Genomic DNA, 25769 nt, shown 5'->3' with positions numbered 1-25769 from the left:
GTCAAATAAGCGACAGTTAACCATGCCGACCGTTCGCGCCCGCCACCGCACGCCCGTGTTGACCCTGGTTCGCCGTGCCGGCGTGCCGGCGGGGGCGCTGATCCTGATGGGTTTCTTTGCCTATTACGCCGTGCTCGGGCCCAACGGCATCCTGTCGTACCGCGACTATTCGCGTCAGCTGGAAAAACGGCAGACCGAATATGCCGCGCTCGACAAGCAGCGCGCGGAACTGAAGAACCGTGTCGGCCTGCTGGATCCCAAGCGGGTCAATCCCGACATGGCCGACGAACTGACCCGCAAGGAGCTGAACGTCGTCCATCCCGACGAGGTGATCGTTCCCCTGAACTGACGCCTGCCGTGACGGCGATGCCGCACCCGGTGACGGTTGCGGATCGCGGTCGTTCGCGCCTATAGGCCGGGCATCCTTCCCCTAAGGAAACGAGGTTTTTTCGACCGTGGCAAAAGCCCCAGCACGCAAGTCCGCCGCCGAACCGCCGATTTCCAATCGCGAGCGTCCGGCAGAGCCCAAGCCCTATGCGGCGAGCAAGGACGAGCTGCTGCAATTCTACAAGGACATGCTGCTGATCCGTCGCTTCGAGGAGAAGGCGGGGCAGCTCTATGGCCTGGGCCTGATCGGCGGCTTCTGCCACCTGTACATCGGGCAGGAAGCGGTCGCCGTCGGCCTCCAGTCTGCGCTGGATGGCGACAGGGATTCGGTCATCACCGGATATCGCGACCACGGCCACATGCTGGCCTACGGCATCGATCCCAACGTCATCATGGCCGAGCTGACGGGGCGTGCCGCCGGCATCTCCAAGGGCAAGGGCGGGTCGATGCACATGTTCTCGACCGAGCATAAATTCTACGGCGGGCACGGCATCGTCGGCGCGCAGGTGTCGCTGGGCGCGGGCCTGGCGTTCAAGCACAAATACTCGGGCGACGGCGGCGTCACGCTCGCCTATTTCGGCGACGGCGCGGCCAACCAGGGCCAGGTCTACGAAGCCTTCAACATGGCCGAGTTGTGGAAGCTGCCGATCATCTTCGTGATCGAGAACAACCAGTATGCGATGGGCACATCCGTCAACCGCGCGTCGTCGGAGGACCAGCTCTATCGCCGCGGTGAATCGTTCCGCATTCCGGGCATCCAGGTCGACGGCATGGACGTGCTGGCGTCGCGCGGCGCGGCCGAAGTGGCGCTCGACTGGGTGCGCAGCGGCAAGGGGCCGATCATCCTGGAGATGAAGACCTATCGCTATCGCGGCCATTCGATGTCCGACCCGGCCAAGTACCGCAGTCGCGACGAGGTGCAGGCGGTGCGCGACAAGTCCGACCCGATCGATCACGTCAAGAAGCTGCTCGACGCGGCGGGCGTGAAGGAGGACGAGCTGAAGGCGATCGAGGCGGATATCCGCAAGGTGGTGAACGCCTCGGCCGATTTCGCGGAGAACGCGCCCGAGCCCGATCCCAGGGAACTGTATACCGAAGTGCTGGTGGAGACGTACTGAGATGCCGATCGACATCAAGATGCCGGCACTGTCCCCCACGATGGAAGACGGCACGCTCGCCAAGTGGCTCGTCAAGGAAGGTGACACGGTCAAGTCCGGCGACATCATGGCCGAGATCGAGACCGACAAGGCCACGATGGAATTCGAAGCCGTCGACGAAGGTACGATCGGCACGATCCATGTCGCCGAGGGCACCGACAATGTGAAGGTTGGCACCGTCATCGCCACGCTGCTGGTCGAAGGCGAGGACGCATCCGCCGCGCCGGCGCCCGCTGCAAAGGCGGAAGCCTCTGCGCCTGAGCCGAAGCAGGACGAGAAGGTCGAGGATTCGGCGCACCCTTCGCAGGAGAAGGTCGAGACCGGCGCGCGCCAGCTGTTCGAGGCGGCGAGCCACGAGGCCGAGGTCGAGAACCCGGAAGTTCCGGCTGGCACCGAGATGGTGAAGCTGACCGTCCGCGAGGCGCTGCGCGATGCGATGGCCGAGGAAATGCGTGCCGACGAGCGCGTGTTCGTGATGGGCGAGGAAGTCGCGCAATATCAGGGCGCGTACAAGGTGACTCAGGGCCTGCTCGACGAATTCGGCGAGAAGCGCGTCATCGACACGCCGATCACCGAATATGGCTTCGCCGGCATCGGCACGGGTGCGGCGATGTCGGGCCTGCGCCCGATCGTCGAGTTCATGACGTTCAACTTCGCGATGCAGGCGATCGACCACATCATCAATTCGGCGGCCAAGACCAATTACATGTCGGGTGGCCAGATGCGCTGTCCGATCGTGTTCCGCGGTCCCAACGGCGCCGCGAGCCGCGTCGGCGCCCAGCACAGCCAGAATTACGGGCCCTGGTATGCCAGCGTCCCCGGCCTGATCGTGATCGCACCCTATGACGCGCAGGACGCCAAGGGCCTGCTGAAGGCGGCGATCCGCAGCGAGGATCCGGTCGTCTTCCTAGAGAATGAGCTGATGTACGGCCGTTCGTTCGAGGTGCCGAAGCTCGACGATTTCGTCCTGCCGATCGGCAAGGCGCGGATCATGCGGCCGGGCAAGGACGTGACTCTGGTCAGTTACTCGATCGGCGTCGGGGTCAGCCTCGAAGCCGCTGACAAGCTGGCGGAGGAAGGCATCGACGCGGAGGTGATCGACCTGCGCACGCTGCGCCCGCTCGATCGCAAGACGGTGCTCAAGTCACTGGCCAAGACCAACCGCATCGTGGTGGTCGAGGAAGGCTGGCCGACCTGCGGAATCGCATCGGAAATCGCCGCGTTCGTGATGGAGGAAGGGTTCGACGACCTCGACGCGCCGGTGCTGCGCGTCGCCAACGAGGACGTGCCGCTCCCCTATGCCGCGAACCTGGAGAAGCTGGCACTCATCACCGCGGACAAGGTCGTCGCGGCGGTGAAGAAGGTGACGTACCGGGGCTGATGCCCCGGTTCAGGTCGTGGTGAAACGGTTGCAGGTCGAGGCGGTGACCCCGGATACGGGATAGACGCCGTTCGACCCGCCCGCGGTGTCGCGCCGGTCGCGGACCATCATCGACGCGACTTCCACCATCTGCCGTTCGGAGATGAACGGTGCGACCATGCGTGCTCCGATCAGCGGCTGATAGTCGTAATAGACTTCGACGAACATGGTGGCGCCGTAATCCGGCGCGGTCACCAGCCGGCCCGAGTCGCCCAGGCCGCCGGTGAAGGTGGCGGCCTTGTCGGTATATTGGGTCGGGACGTTCTGTTTCCCGCGACAACGCTTCCACGCGATCTTGTAGCGCCCCGCGGTGTTGGGGCTCGCTGTCGGCTCGAGACTGGAGATCATGACGCGGCCGTTGTCGTAGAGCCTGAGTTCGCCCGACTGGTAGCCGGCACCGGTCAGGACGTCGTTGATGTCCATTTCCGTGATCGTCTTGGCCTGAAGCATCGAGCCCGAGCCGATCCGTGCGGCGTTGTCCGCCAGGTGCAGCGCGATCTGGCTCACGCGCATCCGGGTGATGACATAGTTGGTGAGTTCGGCCCCGACGAGCGCGAGTATCAGGAAGATCGGCAGGATGAAGGCGAATTCCAGCAGGGCGAGACCGCGGACGTCGCGGCGCAGCCGGTACAGCAGGCGGCTCGCGCGGCTCATGGGCAGTTCCTCACGACGGCGGAGCCATACGCTCCCTGATCGCCGAATGGCTGGTTCTTGAGCACCGTGACCGCGGTCACGGTCGCCTGATCGCTGCCGCCGACGAGTTTCCACAGGGGCAACATCCGCGGAAAGCTCATCTCCACGGTGTAGAGCACCGCGTCCTTCGCCCCGCCCTGGCCGGTGTTGCCGCCGTCGATGTCCCACACGCTGTTGCGGTTCTCGTCCTGATAGGGCTCGTTGGCGTCGCAGCGACCGTTACCGTTGGTGTCTGTAAACGGCTCGGGCTTCTGCGCGGCGGCGTCGGCGAAGGTGCGGTAATAGCGGCGGGTGATGTCGATCGAGGCGTTGTTGGCGAGCGCCTTTGCCTGCCGCGTGACCTTTTCGTCCAGCGCGGTCTGCGCGCTCGCCGTATCCTGGCCCTCCAGCGTCGAATCCCGCGCGATCTTCTGCACCACGCCCTGCAGCATCCCGCGGGTGTAGAGCGTGTGCGCGACGTCGAACGCGCCGACCAGCATCAGGCACATCACCGGCGCGACGATCGCGAATTCCACGATCGTCGCGCCGCGCGTGTCCTGGCGGAGCCTGCGCAGCAGTGGGGCGAAAACGGCGGTCATTGCGTGAGCCTCAGCATCGAGATCTGGTCGGCGATCGACTTGAAGGTCGCCTGGAGCTGCGCCGCGCTGGTTGCTTTGAAATAGCGGCTCGACGTCGCGCAGTTCTGCAGCCGGGTCTCCGTCTCCGTCGCGAGGTTGCCGAAGGCGATCACCCACAAGGTGATGTTCTTGTTCTTGATCGCGGTGCACAGCGCCTCGGTGCGCTTGTTGACCTGTTCGGTCAGCGTGTAGCTGTTGTAGGTGCAGCCACCGCTCGGCACCGATCCCGCATTGGTCTGGCGCCGATCATACCACTGGACACCGTAGGCGGTATAGTTGTCCGCCGCGGTACACGCATCGCCGTCGGTCATGAAGATCAGGTGGCGCTCGATCTCGCCGCCCTTCGGAGTGAACTGGTTCTCGGTCTGGAACAGGCCGGTCGGCGACAGCAGCCGCGCACCCCAGATCAGGCCGATGTCGTGATAGGTGTTGCCCTCGGGCGACAGGCTGTCGACATAGCTGTCGAAGGCCGACGCGACCGGCCAGGTCTGCAGCTTCCGCGATTCGGTGGGGCAGGCGTAATAGGAGTTGTTGCCGTAGTTGGCGGTCGTCGTGGTCGTGTTGAGCGTCCAGGTCGATCCGTTGCGGGTGTGGGTCACGTCGGGCAGCACCATGCCCCACAGGGTCGACTGGTCGCCGGGCGTCGGCACCATATCGATATCCATGTCCTTCGCACCGGATGGTATGGTCGAATAGTTGGTGGTGCGGACCGTCTGCCGCTCCTCGATACACCCGTCCCAGTTGATCGTGCGGTTGGTGGCGTTGTTCCCTGTCGGCCATTCGAAGCTGTTGCGCCATTCGGTGCCGTTCTTCAGCAGGCCGACGTTGACGGGCAGTTGCGCATAGCGCCACCCGCTGAAGGTCGGCGTCTGCGTGATCGTCCCGTTTTCGGTCCGCGAATAGGTCTTGGTGCGGGTGAAAGTCACCGTCCGCTTTTCATAGCGGCAGCGTCCGCCGCTCGAGCCGGCTTCGCGCCATTCGGTGCGCGTGACGGTCTGGGTGGTCTGCCAGGTGACCGTCTGCGTGCTTCCGGAACTGCTTGCCTGCACGTTCTGCGGCGCGCTTTCCGGCCCCGCGTCGCTGACGGAGGTGGGCGTGTAGCTGCTGAGACAAAACGCACCCAGCCAGGCGCCGCGTTCGGCGGATGGATCGGATGTCCAGCCCGACGTGGTGGCCGTACCGTCGCTCGACCCGGTCTGTGATCCGCCGCCGCCGGCCGGTGTCGGGAAGGTGTAGGTGTTCTGCATGGAATAGGTGGCTTCGCGCGTCTGGTAATTCCAGGTGTCGGCGAACCATTCGGTGGGCAACAGCTTCCCGACGTTCACGTTGGTGGCATAGGGGACGAAGCCGAATCGGATCTGCACGCTTTCGCCCGTCCCGCCCGACGGCGTGCCCGTGGTGCAGGCGGCGTTGGTATCCAGCCGCGCGACGATTTCGTAGAAGCACTTAACCGCCGTCTTCAGCGCGGTCATCTTGTCGACCGTGTCGCCGGGCTGCGAAGAGGACATTGAGCCCGTGGTGTCGAGCACGAACATCACATCGGTGTTCGGCAGCCGCATCTCGGAAGCGCAGGTGACGGTCAGCGTCTCGGTCGTGCGGCCGAAGATGCGCATCAGCGTCATCGGCAGCGTCGCGGATGCGGTGCCGCTAACCCGGCCGGCATTTTCCGTGAAGCTGCGGCTCAGGCCGGTCGAGCCGAACGATCCGGTTTCGAAATTGCCGGCGAAGAACATTTCGGCCTGGGTGCGGGGGTAGTAGCTCTGGTAGGCCCAGGTTCCGCCGCCCATCGCCTTGCGGCCGGCGAGCGCGCCGGCGTCGCAGGCGTGCTGCAACCGCGTCTTGAGGATATACATGCGCGACAGATCGACGCCGCCGCCGACCATGCCAGCCAGCGGGATCAGCGCCGCCGTCATGATGACGAGCGTGTTGGCGCGCACGTCGCGTACCAGTGACGTCATGAAGCCGCGGACCCTGCCGGGCTCGGTCGTGCGCCTGCGCCAGAACATCACGGATTGCCTGCCCTTTGCCCCATCAACGTCGCGCCATGCACCGGCGCCGGATAAGACGGCCTAAAGCAGCATGGTTAACAACGCCTTCCTCCCCGACAGCGCACGCGGCGCCGAACGCCGGCTGATCCTGTCCTATGCGCGGGTCGAACGCCGGGGCGGTCTCGCCGCGCTGCTCGCGCTCGACGACGCGCTGGGGGATATATTGAGGAGCACGCGCGAGCCGATGGTCGGGCAGATGCGTCTGACGTGGTGGCATGACGCCGTCGTGGCTCTCGATACGATGCCCGCGCCGGCCCAGCCGATCCTGCGGGGGTTGGCGGAGTTTGTTCCGTCGGGCACGTCCGGCGCGTCGCTGGCGCCGCTGGCGGACGGGTGGGGCGAGTTGCTCGACGAGGTGCCCGATCTGGAGGCCTATGCCGAGGCGCGCGGCACCACGCTGTTCCTGGCGGCGGGCGCGCTGCTTGGGGCGGGGCCGGGTGACCCGGTCGCCCTGGCGGGAAGGGGCTGGGCGCTTGCCGATCTGGCGGCGAACACCATCGACGCCACCCTGGCCGAACGCGCCCGGACGCTGGCGGCGCCGTTGCTCGGGGAGGCGACCGGCGCGCGGTGGAGCCGGCCGGCCCGGCCGCTGGGAGCGATGGCCCATCTCGCCGCGATGCCCGATGCTCCGGGAACGCGGCGAGTCGCCCGCGCGCTGTGGCACCGATTGGCCGGGCGCTAGGCTCCGATCTAGCCTGTCCGTATCAGGAGGGCAGGCGATGCTGAGGTATCTCGCGGGCGTGGTTTCGGCGTTGCTGCTGGTCGGAGCCGGCGTGTTCCTGTTTCGGTCCAGCGCGACCGGGGAGGTGCCGCCGCCGCCCGCGCCACGCGCCGCGCTCGCCGCCGAGGCGGAGGAGATGGAGGGCGATGACGGGCCGTTGCCGCAGGCATCGAAGCTGACCCGCGAGCAGCGGCGCTTCAACCGCTACGACAGGGATCGCGACGCGAGGATCACCCGCGACGAATATCTCGCCAGCCGGCGCAAGGCCTTCGCGAAGCTCGACGCCAACGGCGACGGGCGACTGTCGTTCGACGAATGGGCGACGAAGACGATCGACAAATTCGCCGGTGCGGACAAGGATCGCTCGGGCAGCCTCAACGCCACCGAATTCGCGACGACGGCGGTCAGGCGGACGGCGCGGCCTCGCCCGAACTGTCCGCCACAGCAGGCGCCGAACGAGGCGGATTGAGCCAGCCGGCCAGCGCGGCGCGCGCCCGATCGGTGTACATCCGCTTGCGATCGGCCTTCTTCGTGCGCCCTTCGATCGGCGGAAACAGCCCGAAATTGACGTTCATCGGCTGATAGGTCTCGGCCACCGCCGCGCCGGTGATATGGTGCAGCAGCGCGCCCAGGGCGGTCTCCACCGGCGGCGGCGTGATGGCATGTCCAAGGATTTCCGCCGCCGCGAAGCGCCCGGCGAGCAGGCCGACCGCGGCGCTTTCCACATAGCCCTCGCACCCGGTGATCTGGCCGGCGAAGCGGATGTTGGGGCGCGACTTCAGCCGCAGTTCCGGATCGAGCAGTTCGGGCGAGCGGATGAACGTATTGCGGTGGAGCCCGCCCAGCCGCGCAAACTCCGCATTCTGCAGGCCTGGGATGGTGCGGAACAGGCGAACCTGCTCGGCATGTTTCAGCTTGGTCTGGAAACCGACGATGTTCCACAATGTGCCTTGGCGGTTGTCCTGTCGCAGCTGGACGACGGCATAGGGCCAGCGCCCGGTGCGCGGGTCGTCCAGGCCGACGCCCTTCATCGGGCCGAAGCGCAGCGTATCCACCCCGCGCTCCGCCATCACCTCGATCGGCATGCAGCCCTCGAAATAGGGGACGTCCTCCCACTGCTTGTACTCGGTCTTCTCGCCGGCGATCAGCGCGGCGTGGAAGGCGATATACTCGTCCTTCGACAGCGGGCAGTTGATGTAATCGCTGCCGCTGCCCTTGTTCCAGCGCGACTGGAACCAGGCGGTGTCCATGTCGATCGAATCGCGGTGGACGATCGGCGCGATCGCATCGAAGAAGGCGAGCGCGTCGCTGCCGGTCGCCGCCGCGATGGCCTCGGCGAGTAGCGGGTCGGTCAGCGGGCCTGTCGCGACGATCGTCGGGCCGTCGGTGGGCAGCGCCTCGATTCGTTCCCGGACGATGGTGATGTTGGCGTGCGCCTCCAGTGCGGCGGTGACGCCTGCCGAGAATCCATCGCGGTCCATCGCCAGCGCGGAACCGGCCGGCACCCGGTGCGCATCACCCTCGCGCAGGATCAGCGATCCCAGCGTGCGCATCTCCTGATGCAGCAGGCCGACCGCGTTGCTCTCGGCATCGTCGCTCCTGAAACTGTTCGAACAGACAAGTTCCGCCAGACCATCGGTGTGGTGCGCGGGCGTGGTGGCGCCCGACCCGCGCATTTCGGACAGCTTCACCCGGACGCCCGCTTCCGCGAGCTGCCACGCCGCCTCCGACCCGGCGAGGCCGCCGCCGATGATATGGACCTGATATGTCATGGGGGTGCTGATGGCCGTTCGAAGCGCCTGCTTCAAGCCGGCTCGGGATCGTGCCAGCTGATCGCACGGTGCGCGATCATCGCGCAGGCGACTGAGGTGAGTACCAGCGGGATCGTCACGATCTGTGCATCGAACATCCCGGCGATGGCGAGGCCCATGCCGGCGCCGGTCGCCGCCCACAGCCAGCGATTACGGGCGACGGGATCGTGCACGCCGAGCCGGGCGAGCGCGGTGACGCCGGCGGCGATCGGAGCCAGGCCGAAGATGGCGCCGATGATGACGGTGAAGGGTAGCGAAATCATCGTGCCGACGACGGCCATCATCGTTCGTTCGCCGATGGACTCCCGCCCGCCCTCGATCATCAGCATCATCGACGCGAGAAAGATCGGGCCGGCGGCCATCATCGAAACCGCCATGGCACCGGCCCGGCCTTCCACGCCGGCGGGATGATCCGTCACGGGATCGGCATGCGGCTCGGCCAGCGCCACATTCGCCCTCTCCGGCAGCGACGGACCGTCGGTCTGGGGCAGGGCACCGTCGCCGTCGGGAGCCAGCCAAAAAGCGGTCGGGCAGTCCCGATAGAGAGTTGCTAGCGTCCTTTCCGTAATTTCGGTCATTTCCGAAATCTGATCGCGTGCGGATGGGGTCATGTCCGGTCCTTTCGATCGTGTCAGGTTGCGATCAGGCGAGCGGTCCCGGCACCACGCGGGGCGCCGTGGCGGCGATCGACGGCATCGCGCGGTCGAGCCGTTCGGCCAGCCGGCCCAGCCGCTTCACCGGCACGCCGGGGAACAGATGGTGCTCGAGGTGGAAGAACATGTTGTAGGTGATGAGGTTCACCAGCGGCGACCGCTGGGTGCGGGCGATCACGCCGCTGTCATCGCAATCATGATGGGTGATCCACACTGCGAAGAAGGCGGTCAGGCACTGGGCGGTGACCATCGCGGCGAGGTGAAAGATCAGGACGGCCGACCCGCTGGCGATCGTCACCGCGACGATGCCGGCGTTGAGCGCGAGGTCGATCGCCATCCGCCGCCGCAGCATCGGCCCGCCGCTACGCCATGCCGCGATGTGCATCTCGATCGGGAAAGCGGGGCCATAGAGCAGCACGCGCCAGCCCGCCATGTTCCCGGCCTTGCCTTCCAGATCGTCGGGGCGGCCGACGTGGCGGTGGTGGTGCAGGTGATTGAACGCCACCGCGCTGTTCGATCCGAGCATCAGCGCGCTGAGGCCGTGCAGCACCATGCGGTGCCCGCGCTCCCCGAAACCCAGGTTGCGGTGGATCGCTTCATGGTTGAGGCGCAGCGCGGTCAGGAAGAACATGAAGGCGGCGAGCGCGGCCGGAATCCACCACCCGAACGCGGCCAGGGCCCAGGATGCGGCGATCCACGGCACGGGATGGAGGCATTCGACCACTCCGTCCGCCGCGCGCATCGCCGTCAGATCGCGCCACTTCACCGTCTGGAGCAGCTTTCGCCGATCGATCCGGGGTGCGGGCGCGGTCATGACATTGCCTCCCTTGTGTTCGCGTGGAACTCAGTCTTTCGCCTTCTTGCCCTTGCCGAGCGGGGCGACGACCCTGGCGATCTTGCCGCCCAGCTTCATCAACGCGACCAGCGTGGGCTTGGGCAGGGTGCGGACCTGATCGTACCAGCCGCCCAGCGTGCCCAGGAATTCGTGCATCCGCCCGATCCGCTCGCGCAGGTGCGGCGGCGCGGCCTTGTCGTCCTTCAGCCGCTCGGCCAGTTCGCCCAGCAGTGCGATCGTCGGGTCGATCTCGCGCCGCTTGCGCTCTTCGACGATGCGCATCAGCATGTCCCAAAGATCAGCCTCCGCGACGAAATGGTCGCGGCGATCACCCTCGACATGGACCCGGCGGACGATGCGATACCCTTGCAGTTCCTTGAGCGCGGTGGATACGTTCGAACGCGCGAGGCCCAGCGCCTCGACGATCGCCTCCGCGGTCAGCGGATCTTCGGAAAGGTAGAGCAGCGCATGGACCTGGCTGACCGATCGGTTGACGCCCCATTGCGTGCCCATCTCTCCCCAATGGAGGATGAAAGCCCTGGCATCCGGATGATCGACGACTCGCATATGCCACCTATTTCTGTAATTTCAGAAATTACGATCGGATCAGCCTGATGTCAATCCTGCCGCGCGTCGCCCCCCAGGCGCTGTTCGCCTTCGCGCTGGTGATGGGGATCAGCTATTTCATCGCGATCCGTGCCGGTTTCACCGGCGCCGACATGACGGCGTGGAAGGGCAGCGGGGTCGCCCTGCTCGCGATCTGGGCGGCGCGCCATGCCGATTCGACGGAAGGCTGGGCGATCGCGGTGGTGCTGGCGGCGGGCGCGACCGGCGACGTGCTGCTGGAAACGCACGGGCTGATAACCGGCGCTGTCGCGTTCCTGATCGGACATTTGCTGGCGGTCACGCTTTATGCGCGCGGGCGGTGGCGGCGCGGCTGGCCGGTGGTCGCGGGTGCGGCGGTGCTGGTCTCCGGCGTCAGTTTCGCGCTGACCGGCGGGCCCGGCGTCGCGCTCTACGCCGCGGGGCTGGGCGCGATGGCGGGGGCGGCCAGCCTGGGACGGTTCGGGCCGCTGGCTATCGCCGGCGCGTGGCTGTTCGTGCTGTCCGACTGGCTGATCTTCGCGCGGCTCGGCCCGCTCGCGCACAGCGCGATCCCGGACTGGACGGTGTGGCCGACCTATTTCGCCGGGCAGGCGCTGATCGCCTGGGGCGTGGTATCGACACTCGATCGCCCGGAGCCGGCCCCGGAGCTGGCGGTATGATCGTTACCGCTTCGTCGCGAACCAGATCACGTGCCGTGGCCCCTTGCCGTTGCTGCGCGCGCGGACAGCGACTTCCTCGACCGCGAAGCCCGCGTCCTTCAGCCGGCGGGTGAAGGCGGGGTCGTCGCCCGCCGACCAGACCGCCAGGATGCCGCTGGGCCGCAGCGCGGCGCGCGCGGCGGCGAGGCCCGCGACGGTGTAGAGCCGGTCGTTGGCGTCGCGCACGACGCCGTCCGGGCCGTTGTCGACATCGAGCAGGATCGCGTCGCAGCCGCCGCGCGCCGCCAGGATCGCCGCAGCGACGTCGCGCAGCTCGACGCGCACGCGCGGATCGTCGAGGCATCCGGCGGTCAGCTCGGCCATCGGCCCGCGCGCCCAGTCGATGATCTGCGGCACCAGTTCGGCGACGGTCACCCGCGCATCGGCCGGCAGCACCGCCAACGCGGCGCGCAGCGTGAAGCCCATGCCATAGCCGCCGATCAGCAGGTGTGGCGCCGGCCGCTTGCCGAGCCGGGTGATCGTCATCGTCGCCAGCGCTTCCTCCGACCCGCTCATCCGCGTGTTCATCAGTTCGTTGCGGTCGAGCATGATGATGTGGTCGCGGCCATGGCGAAACAGGCGCAGCGGCGGCCCGCCGGGGACGGGCGCGGTGTCCAGGAGTTCGCGGGGAGTCATCGTTACCTGATCCGTTCGTGCTGAGCCTGTCGAAGCACCGTACTTCCTTCCTCGAAGAAGAAGAGCAGCCCTTCGACAAGCTCAGGCCGAACGGGGAGGGGTCAACCCGTGACCGGCAATCGCACCTGCTCGGCTCCGTCGCGCTCCAGCGGGCTGTAGGCGATCACAGCAGACAGAGGCAGTGCTGTGTAGATGTGCGGGAACAGCCGGCCGCCACGCGACTCCTCCCAGCGCACCGCCTCTCCCAGCGCATCGAGATCGACCGCGACGACGTGCAGATCGTCCTGTCCGGCGAAATGCTTGTTGGCTGTCTCCGTCAGCTGTGCGGCAGTCGACAGGTGAATATAGCCGTCCGCCAGATCGACCGGCGCGCCCGCGAAGCTGCCGTCCGCCTCCAGCGCATCCATCTGCGGTTGGGTCAGTATCTTGTAGGCGGTCGTCGGATGGCTCACTGGCCGCCCTCCGGACCCGCCGACAGATCCTCGGCCGTGTCGCCGTCCGGCGTGGGCTCTGCCGTCTCGGTGCCTTCGGCCAGGTTGATCTCGGCGTCGTCCTCGCTCTCCTCGATCCGCGCGGCGCTGACGACATGCTCGCCTGCCGCCACGTCGAACAGCCGCACGCCCGCCGATCCGCGCCCGATGACGCGCATATCGCCCAGGTGGATGCGGATCAGCTTGGCCTGGTCGGTGACGAGCATCAGCTGCTGCGCCTTGGTCGCCGGGAAGCTGGCGACGACGGGGCCGTTGCGGGCGATATTGTCGATGTTGGTGATGCCCTGTCCGCCGCGGCCGGTGCGGCGATATTCATAGGCCGACGACATCTTGCCGTAACCGTTGGCGCAGACCGTCAGGATGAATTGTTCGTGGCCGCGCAGCAGTTCGAACCGGTCGAGGTCCATCGTCGGTTCGCCCTCGCGTTCCGCCTTCCATGGGGCGAAGCGCAGGTAATCCTCGCGTTCCTCCGACGTGGTGCCGACGCGGTGGAGGATCGACAGGCTGATGACCTCGTCGCCGTCGGCCAGCCGCATGCCGCGCACGCCGGTCGACGCGCGGCTCTGGAACTCGCGCACGTCATCGCCGGCGAAGCGGATCGCCTTGCCCTGGCGCGTCGCCAGCAGCACGTCGTCGCCCGCATCGAGCAGCGCGACGCCGATCAGCTTGTCGCCCTCGTCCTCGCCTTCGAACTTCATCGCGATCTTGCCGTTCGACGGCACGTTGGCGAAGGCGTCCATCGAGTTGCGGCGCACCGATCCACGCGCGGTGGCGAACATCACGTGCAGGTCGCCCCAGGTCCCTTCGTCCTCGGGCAGGGGCAGGACGGTCTGGATGGTCTCTCCGGTCGCAAGCGGCAGCAGGTTGACCATCGGCCGCCCACGCGTTGTGGGTCCGCCTTCCGGCAGGCGCCACACCTTCATGCGATACACCTTGCCCAGCGTCGAGAAGAACAGCACCGGTGTGTGCGTGCTGGTCACGAACAATTCGGCGACGACATCTTCTTCCTTGGTCGCCATGCCCGCGCGACCCTTGCCGCCGCGGTGCTGCGCGCGGAAGGTGGCGAGCGGGGTGCGCTTGATATAGCCCTCGACCGTGACGGTGACGACCATGTCCTCGCGCTCGATCAGGTCCTCGTCCTCGATCCCGTCGGCGGCGGCGGCAATCTCGGTACGGCGCGGCGTCGCATAGGTGTCGCGGATCGTGGTCAGTTCCTCGACCATCACCTCGTACAGGCGGGCGCGGTTGGCGAGGATTTCGAGCAGTTCGGTAATCGAGCTCGCCAGTTCCTTCAACTCGTCGCCGATCTCGTCACGGCCGAGCGCGGTGAGGCGGTGGAGGCGCAGGTCGAGGATCGCGCGCACCTGGATTTCCGACAGGCGATAGCTGTCGCCGGTCACCTCGACCTCGACCGCCTCGACCAGGCGGATGTACGGCGCGATCTCGGCGATCGGCCATTCGCGGGCGAGCAGCGCGGCGCGCGCTTCCGCCGGGCTGGCCGATCCGCGGATGATGCGGACGACCTCGTCGAGGTTGGTCACCGCGATGACCAGGCCGAGCAGGATATGGGCGCGGTCGCGCGCCTTGGTCAGTTCGAACTTGCTGCGGCGGGTGATGACTTCCTCGCGGAAGCGGACGAACGCCTCGATGATGTCGCGCAGGTTGAGCAGTTCGGGGCGGCCGCCGCGGATCGCCAGCATGTTGGCGGGGAAGCTGCCTTGCGCGGGCGTGTGGCGCCACAACTGGTTCAGCACCACTTCGGGCGTTGCGTCGCGCTTCAGGTCGATGACCACACGCACGCCCGCGCGGCTCGATTCGTCGCGAATGTCGCTGACGCCCTCGACGCGCTTGTCCTTTGCCGCCTCGGCGATCTTCTCCACCAAGGCGTTCTTGCCCTGCTGGAACGGGATTTCGGTGAGGACGATACTGCGCCGTTCGCCGCGCTGCTCGAATTCATGGCGGCTGCGCACGATGATCGATCCGCGCCCGCCGGTATAGGCGCTGCGGCACCCCGCGCGGCCCAGGATCAGCGCGCCGGTCGGGAAGTCCGGGCCCGGCACGATCTCCATCAACTCCTCGGCCGTGATGGCGCCGTTGGCGATATAGGCCAGGCAGGCGTCGATCACCTCGCCCAGATTGTGCGGCGGAATGTTGGTCGCCATGCCGACGGCGATGCCGCCCGCGCCGTTGACCAGCAGGTTGGGGAAGCGCGCCGGCAGCACCGACGGCTCGCTTTCCTGTCCGTCATAGTTGGGCACGAAATCGACCGTATCCTTGTCGAGATCGTCGAGCAGCGCGTTGGCGACGCGCGCCAGCCGTGACTCGGTGTAGCGCATCGCCGCCGGGGGATCGGGATCCATCGATCCGAAATTGCCCTGACCGTCGATGAACGGCACGCGTAGCGACCAGTCCTGCGCCATGCGGGCGAGCGCGTCGTAGATGCTGCTGTCGCCGTGCGGATGGTATTTGCCCATCACATCGCCGACGATGCGCGCCGACTTGCGATACGGCTTGCCGGCGACATAGCCGCTTTCATAGGCCGAATAGAGGATGCGGCGGTGGACCGGCTTCAGCCCGTCGCGGACGTCGGGCAGCGCGCGCGAGACGATGACCGACATGGCATAGTCGAGGTAGCTCGACTTCATTTCATCGACGATCGAGATCGGCGAGATATCGGAAGGGTCGGCGAGCGTCGTCGCGTCGGTCAAGGGTCAGCGCTTTCGAGGGGAATGAACTCCCCCGGCTCTAGCGAGGGGGGGGCACGCCAGCAAGCCCCGCGCCCCCGCGTGTGCACGCGTGCGAGTCCCCCTCCCGGCGCCTGGGGGAGGGGGGCGGATGGTGAAATGTCAGCGGCAGCGGATCTCGTCGTTGCTGCGCTCGATCGATCGGCCGGCCAGCGCGCCGACTGCGCTGCCCAGCAGCGTGCCCACCGTGCGTGAACGGCCGCCGTCGATCACATTGCCCAGGATGCCGCCGGCCGCGCCGCCGACGATCAGGCCGGTCGTGCCGTCGCTGCGGCGGCAGTAATAGCGGCCGTCATTGCCCGAATAGACGCGGTCGTCGGCAGTCAGCACGCGCTCGCGATATTGCGTGCCGCCGCGATAGTGGCGCGAGGGGTCGTATCCGCCCTCGTCGCGCCAGTCCTCGTAGCTGTTGTATCCCTGCGCGCGATAGTCGGGCGCCTGGCGATAGCCGGTGCGGCTGGCGGCGGCGCGATAGCGGTCCATCTCTTCGCGGAAGATCTGGTACTCGCGGTCGAACCGCTGCTGTGCGGCGTCGAAGCGCTGCTGGTCGGGCGCGGACTGCGCGCTGGCCGGTACGGCAGCGAAGGCGCAGGCCGAGGCCGCGAGAAGGGCGAAGGTCTTGAGAGCCGGCATGGCATCATATCCTGTCTTGTTGCGCCCGCGAATCGTGGCGCATCCCGTCGGTACGGACAAGCAACCATATGGTTCCTGAACGCAGATGACAGGTGCGGCGCCCCGGGTTCCGCTCAGTCGCGGATCGCTTGCTTCACCGCCTGCGCCCATCCGGACAGGCGCCTGTTTCGCGCGGTCGCCTCCATGGCGGGTGCGAAGGTTTCGACCGCGCCGCGCATCGCCGCCGCTTCGGCGAGCGATGCGAACAGGCCGCAGCCGACGCCCGCCAGCATCGCGGCGCCCAGCGCGGTCGTCTCGACGAAGGCGGGGCGCTCGACCGGCACGGCCAGCATGTCGGCCAGGTCCTGCGCCAACCAGTCGTTGGCGACCATGCCGCCGTCGATCCTGAGCGCCTGCCAGTCGGCGCCATCGGCGGCGAACGCCGTCTTCAGGTCGTGCGCCTGGTGCGCCATCGCTTCGAGCGCGGCGCGCACGACATGGGCGCGCGTGGCGGTGAAGCTCAGGCCGGAGATCACCCCGCGCGCCTCCGCCCGCCACCACGGCGCGCCGAGGCCGGACAGGGCGGGGACGCAATAGACCCCGCCGTTGTCGGCGACGCCGCGGGCGAGCGTTTCGCTTTCCGGTGCGGTGGCGATCAGGCCCAGCGAATCGCGCAGCCACTGCATCAGGCTGCCGGCGACGAACACCGATCCTTCCAGCGCATAGGCGCGCTCACCGCCCAGCTGCCACGCGACGGTGGCGAGCAACCGGTTGCGCGAGGCGGGAACGCGCGCGCCATATTGGGTCAGCACGAATGCGCCGGTGCCGAACGTGGCCTTGGTGTCACCGGGCACCAGGCATGCCTGGCCGATCGTCGCCGCCTGCTGGTCGCCGGCCAGGCCGCAGATCGGGATCGATCCGCCGAACAGCGTCGTCCGCCCGATCTCGCCGGCGCAGTCGACAATCTCGGGCAGCAGCCGGCGGGGCACACCGAACAGGTCGAGCAGACCGTCGTCCCACCGTCCGCTGCCCAGCCCCATCAGCAGCGTGCGCGATGCGTTGGTCGCATCGGTGACGTGGCATCCGCCCCGACCTTTGCCCGCGGTCAACTTCCAGACCAGCCAGCTCTCGATCGTGCCGACCGCCAGCCGCTCGCCGGCCTCGCGCAGTTGCGGCCAGTTCTCCAGCGCCCAGGCGATCTTGGTCGCGGAGAAATAGGGATCGAGCAGCAGGCCGGTGCGCGCCTGCACGCCGGCTTCCTCGCCGGCTTCGCGCAAGGCCCGGCACACGTCGGCGGTGCGGCGGTCCTGCCACACGATCGCCGGGGCCAGCGGCTCGCCGGTCGCCGTGTCCCAGAACACGATCGTCTCGCGCTGGTTGGTGATGCCGATCGCGGCGACGCGGTCCGCCCCGCCCGCCAGATCGACCATGGCCTGCGCGCAGGCCGCGCTCTTTGTCCAGATTTCCGCCGCGTCATGCTCGACCCGTCCGGGTTGCGGATAGCTCTGCGTCAGCGGCTCGGCGCGGCTGCCGACACATTTGCCGTCCGGGGCGAACAGCATCGCGCGGGTCGATGTCGTCCCCTCGTCGATGACCAGCAGCATCTCTCCCATCATGCCAGTCTATCCGGGATTACAGCGCCGGGGAATGGCGCTACATTCCCGCGCTCGGCGCGAGGAGGGCGGCTTGGCGGAAGACGGTGGGGATCGGCGGGAGGATGACGTTGGCGGGCGGGGCGACCAGCACCGCGAACGCCTGCTCGCCGCGCTCACGCTGATCGCAGGGCTGGGGCTGCTGCTCGCGCTGCCCTTCGCGCTCCAGGCCGGCGACAGCTTCTTCCTGCCGACCACGGCGGCTATCGTCATCGCGATCGCGATGGTGCCGGCGCTGGAATGGATGGAGCGGCACCGCGTGCCGTCCGGCCTCGCCGCGCTGCTGTGCGTGCTGTTCTTCCTCGCCGCCGTAAACGTCGCGCTCGCCTCGATAGTGGTTCCGGCGTGGCAATGGGTGCGGATACTTCCCGAACGGATCGACCAGATCCAGGCGAACCTGTCGCCGGTGATCGATTTCTACGCGAACTTGGAACGATTCGTGAACAAGACGCTGCGCCAGATCGCCGACGCGCCGCAGCGCCAGCAGGTCGCGCCCGTCGCGCCGCCGCGCTCGATCGTCGAACTGTTTGCGACGTCGGCGCCGTCGGCGTTCATCGAGATGTTCTTCGCGGTGCTCGTCATCTACTTCTTCCTGGCCGGCTGGACGCGCACGCGGCGGGCGGCGATCACCCGGCGCGCCAGCTTCGGCGGCGCGATGGCGACCGCGCGGGTGATCCAGGACGTGGTCGACGACACATCCGCCTACCTCGGCACGATCACGATCATAAACGTCTGCCTGGGGCTTTCGGTGGCCGGCGCGCTGTCGTTGATCGACATGCCGACGCCGTTGATGTGGGGCGGCATCGTCGCGTTGCTCAACTACATCCCCTATTTCGGCCCGATCATGGCGGCGATGCTGCTGGCGCTCGGCGGGTTGATGACGTTCAACGACATCTGGCTGGCGCTGCTGCCTGCCGCGATCATGGTCGCCTTCCACCTGATCGAGGCGAACGTCATCACGCCGATGGTGGTCGGCCACCGGCTGACGATCAATCCGATCCTGATCCTCATTTCCCTCAGCTTCTGGGGGTGGGTGTGGGGCACGCCGGGCGCACTTCTGGCGGTGCCTTTGCTCATCATCATCCAGACCGTGCTCGACGCGGCGGGGCGGCCCGATATCGCTGGCTTCCTGTTCGAACACGGCACGTTGATCCACGGGCCCGGCGACGAACGACCGCGCATGTCGCGAACTGCGCCGCCAAACCAAAAAGCTGGCGATGGGCCTGTTGACACCCCCGGATCGGGGCCCTAACAGCGCCGCTCTCGCAAGTCAGCGGGTGTAGCTCAGTTGGTTAGAGCGCCGGCCTGTCACGCCGGAGGTCGCGGGTTCGAGCCCCGTCACTCGCGCCACTTGCCGTCAGCGGCGGTGGCGACCCATCAGTGGGTCGAGCGCGATCCTTCCCGCGCCGAAACTCGCGAAGATCAGCCCCAGCACGACCAGCGATACCGAAGGCCAGGCGCCGCGAACGCCGAGGGCGGCATCGACCATCGCCAGCGCGACCACGAAATTCGCTACGACGAGCAGCCCCGCCCAGCGGGTCGCGATCCCCAGGACCAGCGCGGCGCCTGCGACGAACTGAACCCCCACCGACAGCGGCGCCATCAGGTGCGGCAGGGGAAAGCCGTGCCCCGCCAGGAACCGCGCGAATTCGGCCATCCGCGCCGCGCTGACGATATTGTCCCACACGCCGTGGATCAGGAAGCCGCCGATCGCCAGCCGGGCGACCAGCAGCGCCGCGTCGCGCACCCATCCTGGCGGCGCGGGATCGAGGTTCAGCCGGCGCGCCACCGCCCCGTTTCCATCCAGCGCAACACGGGCTTCAGCGGAAAGATCCAGACGATCCCCGCAACGACGTAGATCACCGTCTGCACGACGATGGGCAGCCCGCCGATCACCTGTGAGAAACTCGCGACCGCGATTACCCAGACGATGATACAGGCGACGATACCGATCGCCCCGGCGGGCTTGCGCCACGACGGCGTCATGCGACGACGCCCCGTTCGGTGACGACGGCGTGCAACGGCACGTCCCACGCATCGACCGCGATCGCCAGCAGGCGCTGGATCGACCAGGCGACGCCGAGTCGCCAGGCATCGGGCAGGCGGGCGAAGGCCCGGTCGTAATGGCCTGCCCCCTGACCCAGCCGATTGAGCGAATCGTCGAACGCGACCAGGGGGGTCAAAACGATGTCCGGCCGGCACTCGGGCGCATCGGCGGCGGGCTGGCGCAGGCCGTAGACGCCGGGCGCCAGCGGATCGTCCTCCGACCAGACCAGGAAGCGCATTTCGCCGTCACGCGATTCGACGCGGGGCAGGGCGAGGCGCGCTCCCGCCGCGCGCGCCGCGGCGGCGAGCGGGGTCGGATCGGCCTCGCTGCCGACGGGAATGTAGGACGCGACGATGATCCCCGGCATCAGCCGGTCGATGAAGGCGGGCGGTGGCACGATCGCCGCGTCGCTCGCCATCGCGAATGCGTCGCGTTCGGCCCGCATATGGGCGCGCATCGCGGCCTTGTCGTCGCTCATCGGCGTTGACCCTCGTTCCGGGCGGCGGCGGAGGTGGCGGGACCGCCATGGCCGTGTGCCGGGTTATCCTCTGACGCACGGTACGTCAGGTGGGGACCATGTGCTTTGGACCAGGATCCTAGCAGGGACAGCCCCCATGGATGATGAATAGCCTCAGGGATAATAAAGGCTCGTACCGGGCAGTGCCCGCCATCCCCAACCTAGGCGTTCGCCGCGCTCTTCTCAAGGCTTCCGGCGAGCGCTTCGAGCCGGCCGGCAATGCGATCGAGCACGACGGAGGATACGCCGGCACCGCCGCCCGCCCGCTCGGCCTCGCCCAGCTCGTCGGCCAGCATCAGCGCGATGTAGAGCAAGGTGCGCTCGCCGCCCTGGGCGCCGGCGGCGCGCATCGCCACCGCCGAATGGCTGTCGAGCCGCCGGCCGAGCGCCTCCAGCGCGGCTTCCTCGCCGTCGCGGCACGCCACCATATGGCTGCGCCCGCCAATCGTCAGCCTGACTTCCGCCATCAGTCTTCCTCCCCGGCGGCGAGCGAATCGAGCGCGGCGATGGCGCTGGTGATCTCGGCCCGGAGTGTGGCATGGCGGCCGCGCAACATGTCCAGTGCCTCGCCCTGCCGGTTTGCCGCAGCCTCGATCCGCGCAAGGGCGCGGTCGATCCGGGCCATCGCATTTTCAGACGCTTGATCGGTCATCACGTCCGATTAGCACCTTTGCGCGCCCGGACAAGCTTCGGTCGAGCCGGTTGACGGAACGGGACGACGATGCGCAAAGGCTCCGCGCGCGGCGAGTCCGACCGCGACCAGCACGGGAATCATCTAGATGGCTGTCTCCGACGCCCAGCTCGCCAACGCCATCCGGGCGCTGTCGATGGATGCGGTGGAGGCCGCCAATTCGGGTCATCCCGGCATGCCGATGGGCATGGCCGACGTCGCGACGGTGCTGTTCACCAGATATCTGAAGTACGACCCCGCCGATCCGCGCTGGCCCGATCGCGACCGTTTCGTCCTGTCGGCCGGGCACGGGTCGATGCTGATCTACAGCCTGTTGCACCTGACCGGCTATGCGCGGCCGACGATCGACGACATCCGCAACTTCCGCCAGCTCGGCAGCCCGTGCGCCGGCCATCCGGAGAATTTCGAGCTGCCTGGTGTCGAGTGCACCACGGGCCCGCTGGGGCAGGGGCTGGCGATGGCGGTCGGCATGGCGATCGCGGAGCGGCACCTGAACGCGGAATTCGGCGACGGACTGGTCGATCACCGTACCTGGGTGATCGCGGGCGACGGCTGCCTGATGGAAGGCGTCAACCATGAGGCGATCGGGCTGGCCGGCCACCTGAAGCTCGGCCGGCTGATCGTCCTGTGGGACGACAACGCCATCACGATCGACGGCACGACCGACCTGTCGACCAGCGAGGACATTCCCGCGCGCTATGCCGCGACCGGCTGGCATGTCGTGGAATGCGATGGCCACGACACCGCCAGCATCGCCGCCGCGTTCGATGCCGCGATCGCGGAAGAAGGCCGGCCGACGCTGGTCCGCTGCCGCACGATCATCGGCAAGGGCGCGCCGAACAAGCAAGGCAGCCACAAGGTCCACGGTTCGCCGCTCGGCAAGGACGAGGTCGCCGCGACCCGCGTCGCACTGGGCTGGGATTGGCCGGCGTTTGAGGTGCCGGCCGATGTTCGCGATGCATGGCTTGAGGCCGGGCATGCCGCCGCCGAACCGCATGCCGGGTGGAATGAACGTCTTGCAAGCGACGGCAAGGGTTCGGAATTTTTGACGCGGATTGCCGGCGATTACTCGGCCGCCGAGTTGCTGGCCGCCGCTCTGTCGCACATCGGCGAGAACAAGTCGGTGGCGACCCGCAAGTCGTCCGAACTGGCGCTGGAGGGGCTGACGGCCGATTATCCCGCGCTCGTCGGCGGATCGGCGGACCTGACGCCGTCGAACAATACCCAGACGAAGGCGACCGGCGCCGCGATGACGCCGGGCGACTTCGCCGGCCGGTACATCCATTACGGCATCCGTGAATTCGGCATGGCCGCCGCGATGAACGGCATGGCGCTGCACGGCGGCATCGTGCCCTATGGCGGCACCTTCCTGATCTTCTCCGACTATGCCCGCGCCGCGATCCGCCTCGCCGCGCTTCAGCAGACCCGCTCGATCTTCGTGATGACGCATGATTCGATCGGGCTGGGCGAGGACGGTCCGACCCACCAGCCGGTCGAGCAGGTGATGTCGCTGCGGCTGGTGCCGAACCTGGAGGTCTGGCGGCCGTGCGACACGGTCGAGACGGCAGAGGCGTGGGCCTGTTCGGTCGCGCGCAAGGACGGGCCGTCGTTGCTCGCGCTCACGCGACAGAACCTGCTGCAAGTGCGTCAGCCCGGCGGAGAAAATCTGTCAGCGAAGGGCGGCTATCGCTTGCGTGACGCCACCGCGCCGCGCCGCGTCGTGCTGATCGCGACGGGCTCCGAAGTGGAGATCGCGATCGCCGTCGCCGACACGCTGGAGGCGGCCGGGATCGGCGCCGACGTCGTGTCGATGCCCTGCTGGTCGCGTTTTGACGCGCAGCCCGCTGCCTATCGCGACGACGTGTTGCCGCCGCTCCCGCCCGAGCAGCTGCTGCGCGTGTCGATCGAGGCGGGCGTCACCATCGGCTGGGAACGCTACACGATGGTGCAGGGGCTGCGCTTCGGCATCGACCGGTTCGGCGCCTCGGCCCCGGCCGAGAAACTCTACGACCATTTCGGGCTGACCGCGGCGAAGATTGCGCCACGGGTGACCGCCAAGCTTGAGGAGATGAAGGCATGACGAAGGTTGCGATCAACGGGTTCGGCCGTATCGGGCGGCTGGTCGCGCGCGCGATCCTGGAGCGGCCCGACAGCGGGCTCGAACTCGTCACGATCAACGACCTGGCCGATGCCAAGTCCAATGCCTGGCTGTTCAGCCGCGACAGCGTCCACGGCAAATATCCCGGCACCGTTACGGCGGAGGGCAATGACCTGGTCGTCGACGGCAAGCGCATCGCCGTCACCGCCGAGCGCGATCCGGCGAACCTGCCGCACGGCGATCACGGCGTCGACATCGTGCTCGAATGCACCGGCTTCTTCACCGATCGCGAAAGCGCGCAGAAGCATATCGACGGCGGCGCGAAGAAGGTGCTGATCTCCGCTCCCGCGAAGGGCGTGGACCTGACCGTCGTCTACGGCGTCAACCACGACAAGCTGGAGGCCGGGCACACGATCGTGTCGAACGCATCGTGCACCACCAACTGCCTCGCGCCCGTGGCCAAGGTGCTGAACGACAGCATCGGCATCGAGCGCGGCCTGATGACCACCGTCCACGCCTATACAAACGACCAGAAGATCCTCGACCAGATCCACCCCGACCTGCGCCGCGCCCGCGCCGCCGCGATGAGCATGATCCCGACCACCACGGGCGCCGCCCGCGCGGTGGGCGAGGTGCTGCCGGAGCTGAAGGGCAGGCTCGACGGTTCGGCGATCCGCGTGCCGGTGCCGGACGGCTCGCTGGTCGACCTGACCTTCACGCCGAAGCGCGATACCAGCGTCGAAGAGGTCAACGCGCTGCTCAAGGCGGCGTCGGAAAGCGGCCCGCTGAAGGGCGTGCTCTATTATTCCGACGAGCCGCTGGTCTCGATCGACATCGTCCACACGCCCGCGTCGTCGACCGTCGACAGCCTGGAAACCGCGGTTCTCGACGGCAAGCTGGTGCGAGTCGTGACCTGGTACGACAATGAATGGGGCTTCTCGAACCGTATGGTCGATACCGCGGCGGCGATGGCGAAGTTCCTCTGACGATGACGGGCGTGCTCGTCGGCATCGCCCGCCACGCGCGCCCGAAGGCGCCGATGGAGGTCGTCGAGCACGCCCGCGTCACTCGTGAGACCGGCATCGCCGGCGACTATCGCGGCGCGATGAAGGGGCGGCCGCACAAGCGCCAGGTGACGTTGATCGAAGCCGGCGACTGGGCGGCGGCGATCGCCGAGGTGGGGCGCGGCCTGCCATGGCAGGAACGCCGCGCCAACCTGCTGGTCGAGGGACTGGATCTGCCGCAGGCAGCGGGTGTTCGGCTGTGCATTGGCGCCGACGTGGTGCTGGAAATCACCCGCGAGACCGATCCGTGCGAACGGATGGAGGCGCTGGCGAAGGGGTTGCGCGCCGCGCTGACGCCGGACTGGCGCGGCGGTGCCTGCGCTATGGTGATCGAGGAAGGCGAGATCGCCGTGGGCGACACGATAAGGATCGAAGCATGACGCGTGCCTTCAAGACCCTCGACGACATGGGCGATATCGCCGGCAAGCGCGTGCTGGTCCGCGAGGATCTGAACGTGCCGATGGCCGATGGCCGGGTCACCGACGATACCCGGCTGCGCGCGACGCTGGCGACCGTCACCGAATTGGCCGATCGTGGGGCGATCGTGCTGATCCTCGCGCATTTCGGCCGGCCGAAGGGCCAGCGCAATCCCGAGATGAGTCTGGCGCTCGTCACCAAGCCCTATGAAGCGGTGCTCGGCCGTCCGGTCCAGTTCGTCGACTGGGACGGCGCTGGCGATGCGGTGGCGAGCATGCGGCCGGGCGACGTCGCGGTGCTGGAGAACACGCGCTTTTTCCCCGGCGAGGAGAAGAACGATCCGGACATGGTCGATCGCCTGGCGGCGCTCGGCGACCTCTACGTCAACGACGCCTTCTCCGCCGCGCACCGCGCTCACGCCTCGACCGAGGGGATCGCGCGCGCGCTACCGGCCTTCGCCGGCCGGGCGATGGAGGCGGAGCTCGATGCGCTCGACAAGGCGCTCGGCAATCCCGAACATCCGGTCGCGGCGGTGGTCGGCGGCGCCAAGGTGTCGACCAAGCTCGACGTGCTGAAGCAGATGGTCGCCAGGGTCGATCACCTCATCATCGGCGGCGGCATGGCGAACACCTTCCTCGCCGCGCGCGGGGTCGATGTCGGCAAGTCGCTGTGCGAGCATGATCTGACCGCCACCGCCGAGGAGATCCTCGACGCGGCGGATGCGGCCAACTGCACCGTGCACCTGCCCTATGACGTGGTGGTCGCGAAGGAATTCCGCGCGAACCCGCCGACCCGCACCGTCAACGTCCATGAAGTCGCCGCCGATGAGATGATCCTCGACGTCGGTCCGGCCGCGACCGAAGCCCTTGCCGACGTGCTCAAGAACTGCCGCACGCTCGTCTGGAACGGCCCGCTCGGCGCGTTCGAAACGCCGCCGTTCGACACCGCCACCGTCGCGCTCGCAAGGACCGCCGCGGCGCTCACCAAGGAAGGCAGCCTGGTGTCTGTCGCCGGGGGCGGGGATACCGTGGCGGCGCTCAACCAGGCCGGCGTGGCCGACGATTTCACCTTCGTCTCGACGGCCGGGGGCGCCTTCCTCGAATGGATGGAAGGAAAGCAGCTTCCGGGGGTCGCCGCGCTGGCCGCGCGGTGAC

At 67.7% G+C, this 25769-nt stretch carries 28 protein-coding genes and 1 tRNA gene; 12 read left to right on the top strand and 17 right to left on the bottom strand.

Features of this window, described 5'->3' with window-relative positions; all coding sequences use genetic code 11:
- Window positions 1-22: 22 nt before the first annotated feature.
- The 3 genes from VYI76_RS09205 to VYI76_RS09195 all read left to right on the top strand — a co-directional run bounded on the left by VYI76_RS09205 (window position 23) and on the right by VYI76_RS09195 (window position 2925).
- Window positions 23-349 carry an FtsB family cell division protein gene (locus VYI76_RS09205; RefSeq protein ID WP_326524457.1) on the top strand — a complete coding sequence of 109 codons (327 nt, stop codon included), beginning with the start codon at window positions 23-25 and terminating at the stop codon, window positions 347-349.
- 106 nt (window positions 350-455) lie between these two features.
- A complete protein-coding gene (pdhA, locus tag VYI76_RS09200; RefSeq protein ID WP_326524456.1) occupies window positions 456-1505 on the top strand; it encodes a pyruvate dehydrogenase (acetyl-transferring) E1 component subunit alpha in 1050 nt (349 codons plus the stop codon).
- 1 nt (window position 1506) lies between these two features.
- Window positions 1507-2925, top strand: a complete 1419-nt coding sequence (locus VYI76_RS09195) for a pyruvate dehydrogenase complex E1 component subunit beta (RefSeq protein WP_326524455.1) — start codon at window positions 1507-1509, stop codon at window positions 2923-2925.
- Window positions 2926-2934: 9 nt separating this feature from the next.
- On the opposite strand, the gene VYI76_RS09190 is transcribed toward VYI76_RS09195, so the two are convergent.
- The 3 genes from VYI76_RS09190 to VYI76_RS09180 are packed head-to-tail and all read right to left on the bottom strand — an operon-like array spanning window position 2935 to window position 6232.
- Window positions 2935-3618, bottom strand: coding sequence for a TadE/TadG family type IV pilus assembly protein (locus tag VYI76_RS09190; RefSeq protein ID WP_326524454.1), 684 nt, complete (start codon window positions 3616-3618; stop codon window positions 2935-2937).
- Window positions 3615-4235 carry a TadE/TadG family type IV pilus assembly protein gene (locus tag VYI76_RS09185; RefSeq protein WP_326524453.1) on the bottom strand — a complete coding sequence of 207 codons (621 nt, stop codon included), beginning with the start codon at window positions 4233-4235 and terminating at the stop codon, window positions 3615-3617. Before VYI76_RS09185 ends, VYI76_RS09190 begins: the two co-directional genes overlap by 4 nt.
- Entirely contained in the window at window positions 4232-6232 is a 2001-nt protein-coding gene (locus tag VYI76_RS09180) for a pilus assembly protein TadG-related protein (RefSeq protein ID WP_326524452.1), read from the bottom strand. The genes VYI76_RS09185 and VYI76_RS09180 overlap by 4 nt, the downstream gene beginning before the upstream one ends.
- Window positions 6233-6353: 121 nt before the next feature.
- Here VYI76_RS09180 and VYI76_RS09175 point away from each other — a divergent pair, with 121 nt between their 5' ends.
- Window positions 6354-7004, top strand: a complete 651-nt coding sequence (locus tag VYI76_RS09175; protein ID WP_326524451.1) for a hypothetical protein — start codon at window positions 6354-6356, stop codon at window positions 7002-7004.
- A 37-nt stretch (window positions 7005-7041) separates the two neighbouring features.
- Window positions 7042-7512: an EF-hand domain-containing protein gene (locus tag VYI76_RS09170; protein ID WP_326524450.1), complete on the top strand. Its 471-nt coding sequence runs from the start codon at window positions 7042-7044 to the stop codon at window positions 7510-7512.
- Here VYI76_RS09170 and trmFO read toward each other — a convergent pair.
- From trmFO to VYI76_RS09150, 4 genes are all read right to left on the bottom strand, one after another.
- Entirely contained in the window at window positions 7448-8815 is a 1368-nt protein-coding gene (gene trmFO, locus VYI76_RS09165) for a methylenetetrahydrofolate--tRNA-(uracil(54)-C(5))-methyltransferase (FADH(2)-oxidizing) TrmFO (protein WP_326524449.1), read from the bottom strand. The two genes, VYI76_RS09170 and trmFO, sit on opposite strands and share 65 nt — an antisense overlap.
- A 32-nt stretch (window positions 8816-8847) precedes the next feature.
- Window positions 8848-9303, bottom strand: a complete 456-nt coding sequence (locus VYI76_RS09160) for a hypothetical protein (protein WP_326524448.1) — start codon at window positions 9301-9303, stop codon at window positions 8848-8850.
- A 193-nt stretch (window positions 9304-9496) separates the two neighbouring features.
- Entirely contained in the window at window positions 9497-10321 is an 825-nt protein-coding gene (locus VYI76_RS09155; RefSeq protein ID WP_326524447.1) for a fatty acid desaturase family protein, read from the bottom strand.
- Window positions 10322-10351: 30 nt separating this feature from the next.
- A complete protein-coding gene (locus VYI76_RS09150; RefSeq protein ID WP_326524446.1) occupies window positions 10352-10909 on the bottom strand; it encodes a GbsR/MarR family transcriptional regulator in 558 nt (185 codons plus the stop codon).
- A gap of 47 nt (window positions 10910-10956) precedes the next feature.
- Between VYI76_RS09150 and VYI76_RS09145 the strand changes: the two genes are divergently transcribed.
- Window positions 10957-11607 (top strand): lysoplasmalogenase family protein, encoded by a 651-nt coding sequence (locus VYI76_RS09145; protein ID WP_326524445.1) that lies wholly within the window; start codon window positions 10957-10959, stop codon window positions 11605-11607.
- Between the two features lie 3 nt (window positions 11608-11610).
- On the opposite strand, the gene VYI76_RS09140 is transcribed toward VYI76_RS09145, so the two are convergent.
- The 5 genes from VYI76_RS09140 to VYI76_RS09120 all read right to left on the bottom strand — a co-directional run bounded on the left by VYI76_RS09140 (window position 11611) and on the right by VYI76_RS09120 (window position 17742).
- Window positions 11611-12282, bottom strand: a complete 672-nt coding sequence (locus VYI76_RS09140) for a spermidine synthase (protein WP_326524444.1) — start codon at window positions 12280-12282, stop codon at window positions 11611-11613.
- Between the two features lie 101 nt (window positions 12283-12383).
- Entirely contained in the window at window positions 12384-12734 is a 351-nt protein-coding gene (locus tag VYI76_RS09135; RefSeq protein ID WP_326524443.1) for a DUF952 domain-containing protein, read from the bottom strand.
- Window positions 12731-15481: a DNA gyrase subunit A gene (gene gyrA, locus VYI76_RS09130; protein ID WP_326524442.1), complete on the bottom strand. Its 2751-nt coding sequence runs from the start codon at window positions 15479-15481 to the stop codon at window positions 12731-12733. Before gyrA ends, VYI76_RS09135 begins: the two co-directional genes overlap by 4 nt.
- A gap of 138 nt (window positions 15482-15619) precedes the next feature.
- Window positions 15620-16150 carry a glycine zipper 2TM domain-containing protein gene (locus VYI76_RS09125; protein WP_326524441.1) on the bottom strand — a complete coding sequence of 177 codons (531 nt, stop codon included), beginning with the start codon at window positions 16148-16150 and terminating at the stop codon, window positions 15620-15622.
- Between the two features lie 113 nt (window positions 16151-16263).
- The gene (locus VYI76_RS09120) at window positions 16264-17742 is read right to left on the bottom strand and encodes an FGGY family carbohydrate kinase (protein WP_326525077.1); all 1479 of its coding nucleotides are present in this window, start codon (window positions 17740-17742) and stop codon (window positions 16264-16266) included.
- A 34-nt stretch (window positions 17743-17776) separates the two neighbouring features.
- On the opposite strand from VYI76_RS09120, the gene VYI76_RS09115 reads away from it, so the two are divergent.
- Together VYI76_RS09115 and VYI76_RS09110 are read left to right on the top strand one after the other, a co-directional pair.
- Window positions 17777-19033: an AI-2E family transporter gene (locus VYI76_RS09115; protein WP_443018920.1), complete on the top strand. Its 1257-nt coding sequence runs from the start codon at window positions 17777-17779 to the stop codon at window positions 19031-19033.
- A gap of 21 nt (window positions 19034-19054) precedes the next feature.
- Window positions 19055-19131: transfer RNA gene (locus tag VYI76_RS09110), tRNA-Asp, on the top strand.
- A 7-nt stretch (window positions 19132-19138) separates the two neighbouring features.
- Here VYI76_RS09110 and VYI76_RS09105 read toward each other — a convergent pair.
- The 5 genes from VYI76_RS09105 to VYI76_RS09085 form a co-directional block, all read right to left on the bottom strand.
- Entirely contained in the window at window positions 19139-19570 is a 432-nt protein-coding gene (locus tag VYI76_RS09105) for a DoxX family protein (protein WP_326524439.1), read from the bottom strand.
- Window positions 19555-19767 (bottom strand): DUF2842 domain-containing protein, encoded by a 213-nt coding sequence (locus VYI76_RS09100; protein ID WP_326524438.1) that lies wholly within the window; start codon window positions 19765-19767, stop codon window positions 19555-19557. Before VYI76_RS09100 ends, VYI76_RS09105 begins: the two co-directional genes overlap by 16 nt.
- Window positions 19764-20306 carry a 5-formyltetrahydrofolate cyclo-ligase gene (locus VYI76_RS09095; protein WP_326524437.1) on the bottom strand — a complete coding sequence of 181 codons (543 nt, stop codon included), beginning with the start codon at window positions 20304-20306 and terminating at the stop codon, window positions 19764-19766. Before VYI76_RS09095 ends, VYI76_RS09100 begins: the two co-directional genes overlap by 4 nt.
- Before the next feature lie 200 nt (window positions 20307-20506).
- The gene (locus VYI76_RS09090; protein ID WP_326524436.1) at window positions 20507-20812 is read right to left on the bottom strand and encodes a cell division protein ZapA; all 306 of its coding nucleotides are present in this window, start codon (window positions 20810-20812) and stop codon (window positions 20507-20509) included.
- A complete protein-coding gene (locus VYI76_RS09085) occupies window positions 20812-20997 on the bottom strand; it encodes a hypothetical protein (protein ID WP_326524435.1) in 186 nt (61 codons plus the stop codon). Before VYI76_RS09085 ends, VYI76_RS09090 begins: the two co-directional genes overlap by 1 nt.
- A gap of 127 nt (window positions 20998-21124) precedes the next feature.
- On the opposite strand from VYI76_RS09085, the gene tkt reads away from it, so the two are divergent.
- The 4 genes from tkt to VYI76_RS09065 are packed head-to-tail and all read left to right on the top strand — an operon-like array spanning window position 21125 to window position 25768.
- Window positions 21125-23116: a transketolase gene (tkt, locus tag VYI76_RS09080; RefSeq protein WP_326524434.1), complete on the top strand. Its 1992-nt coding sequence runs from the start codon at window positions 21125-21127 to the stop codon at window positions 23114-23116.
- Entirely contained in the window at window positions 23113-24120 is a 1008-nt protein-coding gene (gene gap, locus VYI76_RS09075; protein ID WP_326524433.1) for a type I glyceraldehyde-3-phosphate dehydrogenase, read from the top strand. The genes tkt and gap overlap by 4 nt, the downstream gene beginning before the upstream one ends.
- A 2-nt stretch (window positions 24121-24122) precedes the next feature.
- On the top strand, window positions 24123-24578 hold the full coding sequence (locus VYI76_RS09070; RefSeq protein ID WP_326524432.1) for an MOSC domain-containing protein: 456 nt from the start codon (window positions 24123-24125) through the stop codon (window positions 24576-24578).
- Complete coding sequence (locus tag VYI76_RS09065) at window positions 24575-25768, top strand: phosphoglycerate kinase (RefSeq protein WP_326524431.1); 1194 nt, start codon at window positions 24575-24577, stop codon at window positions 25766-25768. Before VYI76_RS09070 ends, VYI76_RS09065 begins: the two co-directional genes overlap by 4 nt.
- The last annotated feature ends 1 nt before the right edge of the window (window position 25769 follow it).

The sequence above is a fragment of the Sphingomonas sp. genome (assembly GCF_035910975.1).
In the GTDB taxonomy this organism is placed as follows: Bacteria; Pseudomonadota; Alphaproteobacteria; order Sphingomonadales; family Sphingomonadaceae; genus Sphingomonas.
This window is presented reverse-complemented; position numbering and strand designations above follow the sequence as displayed.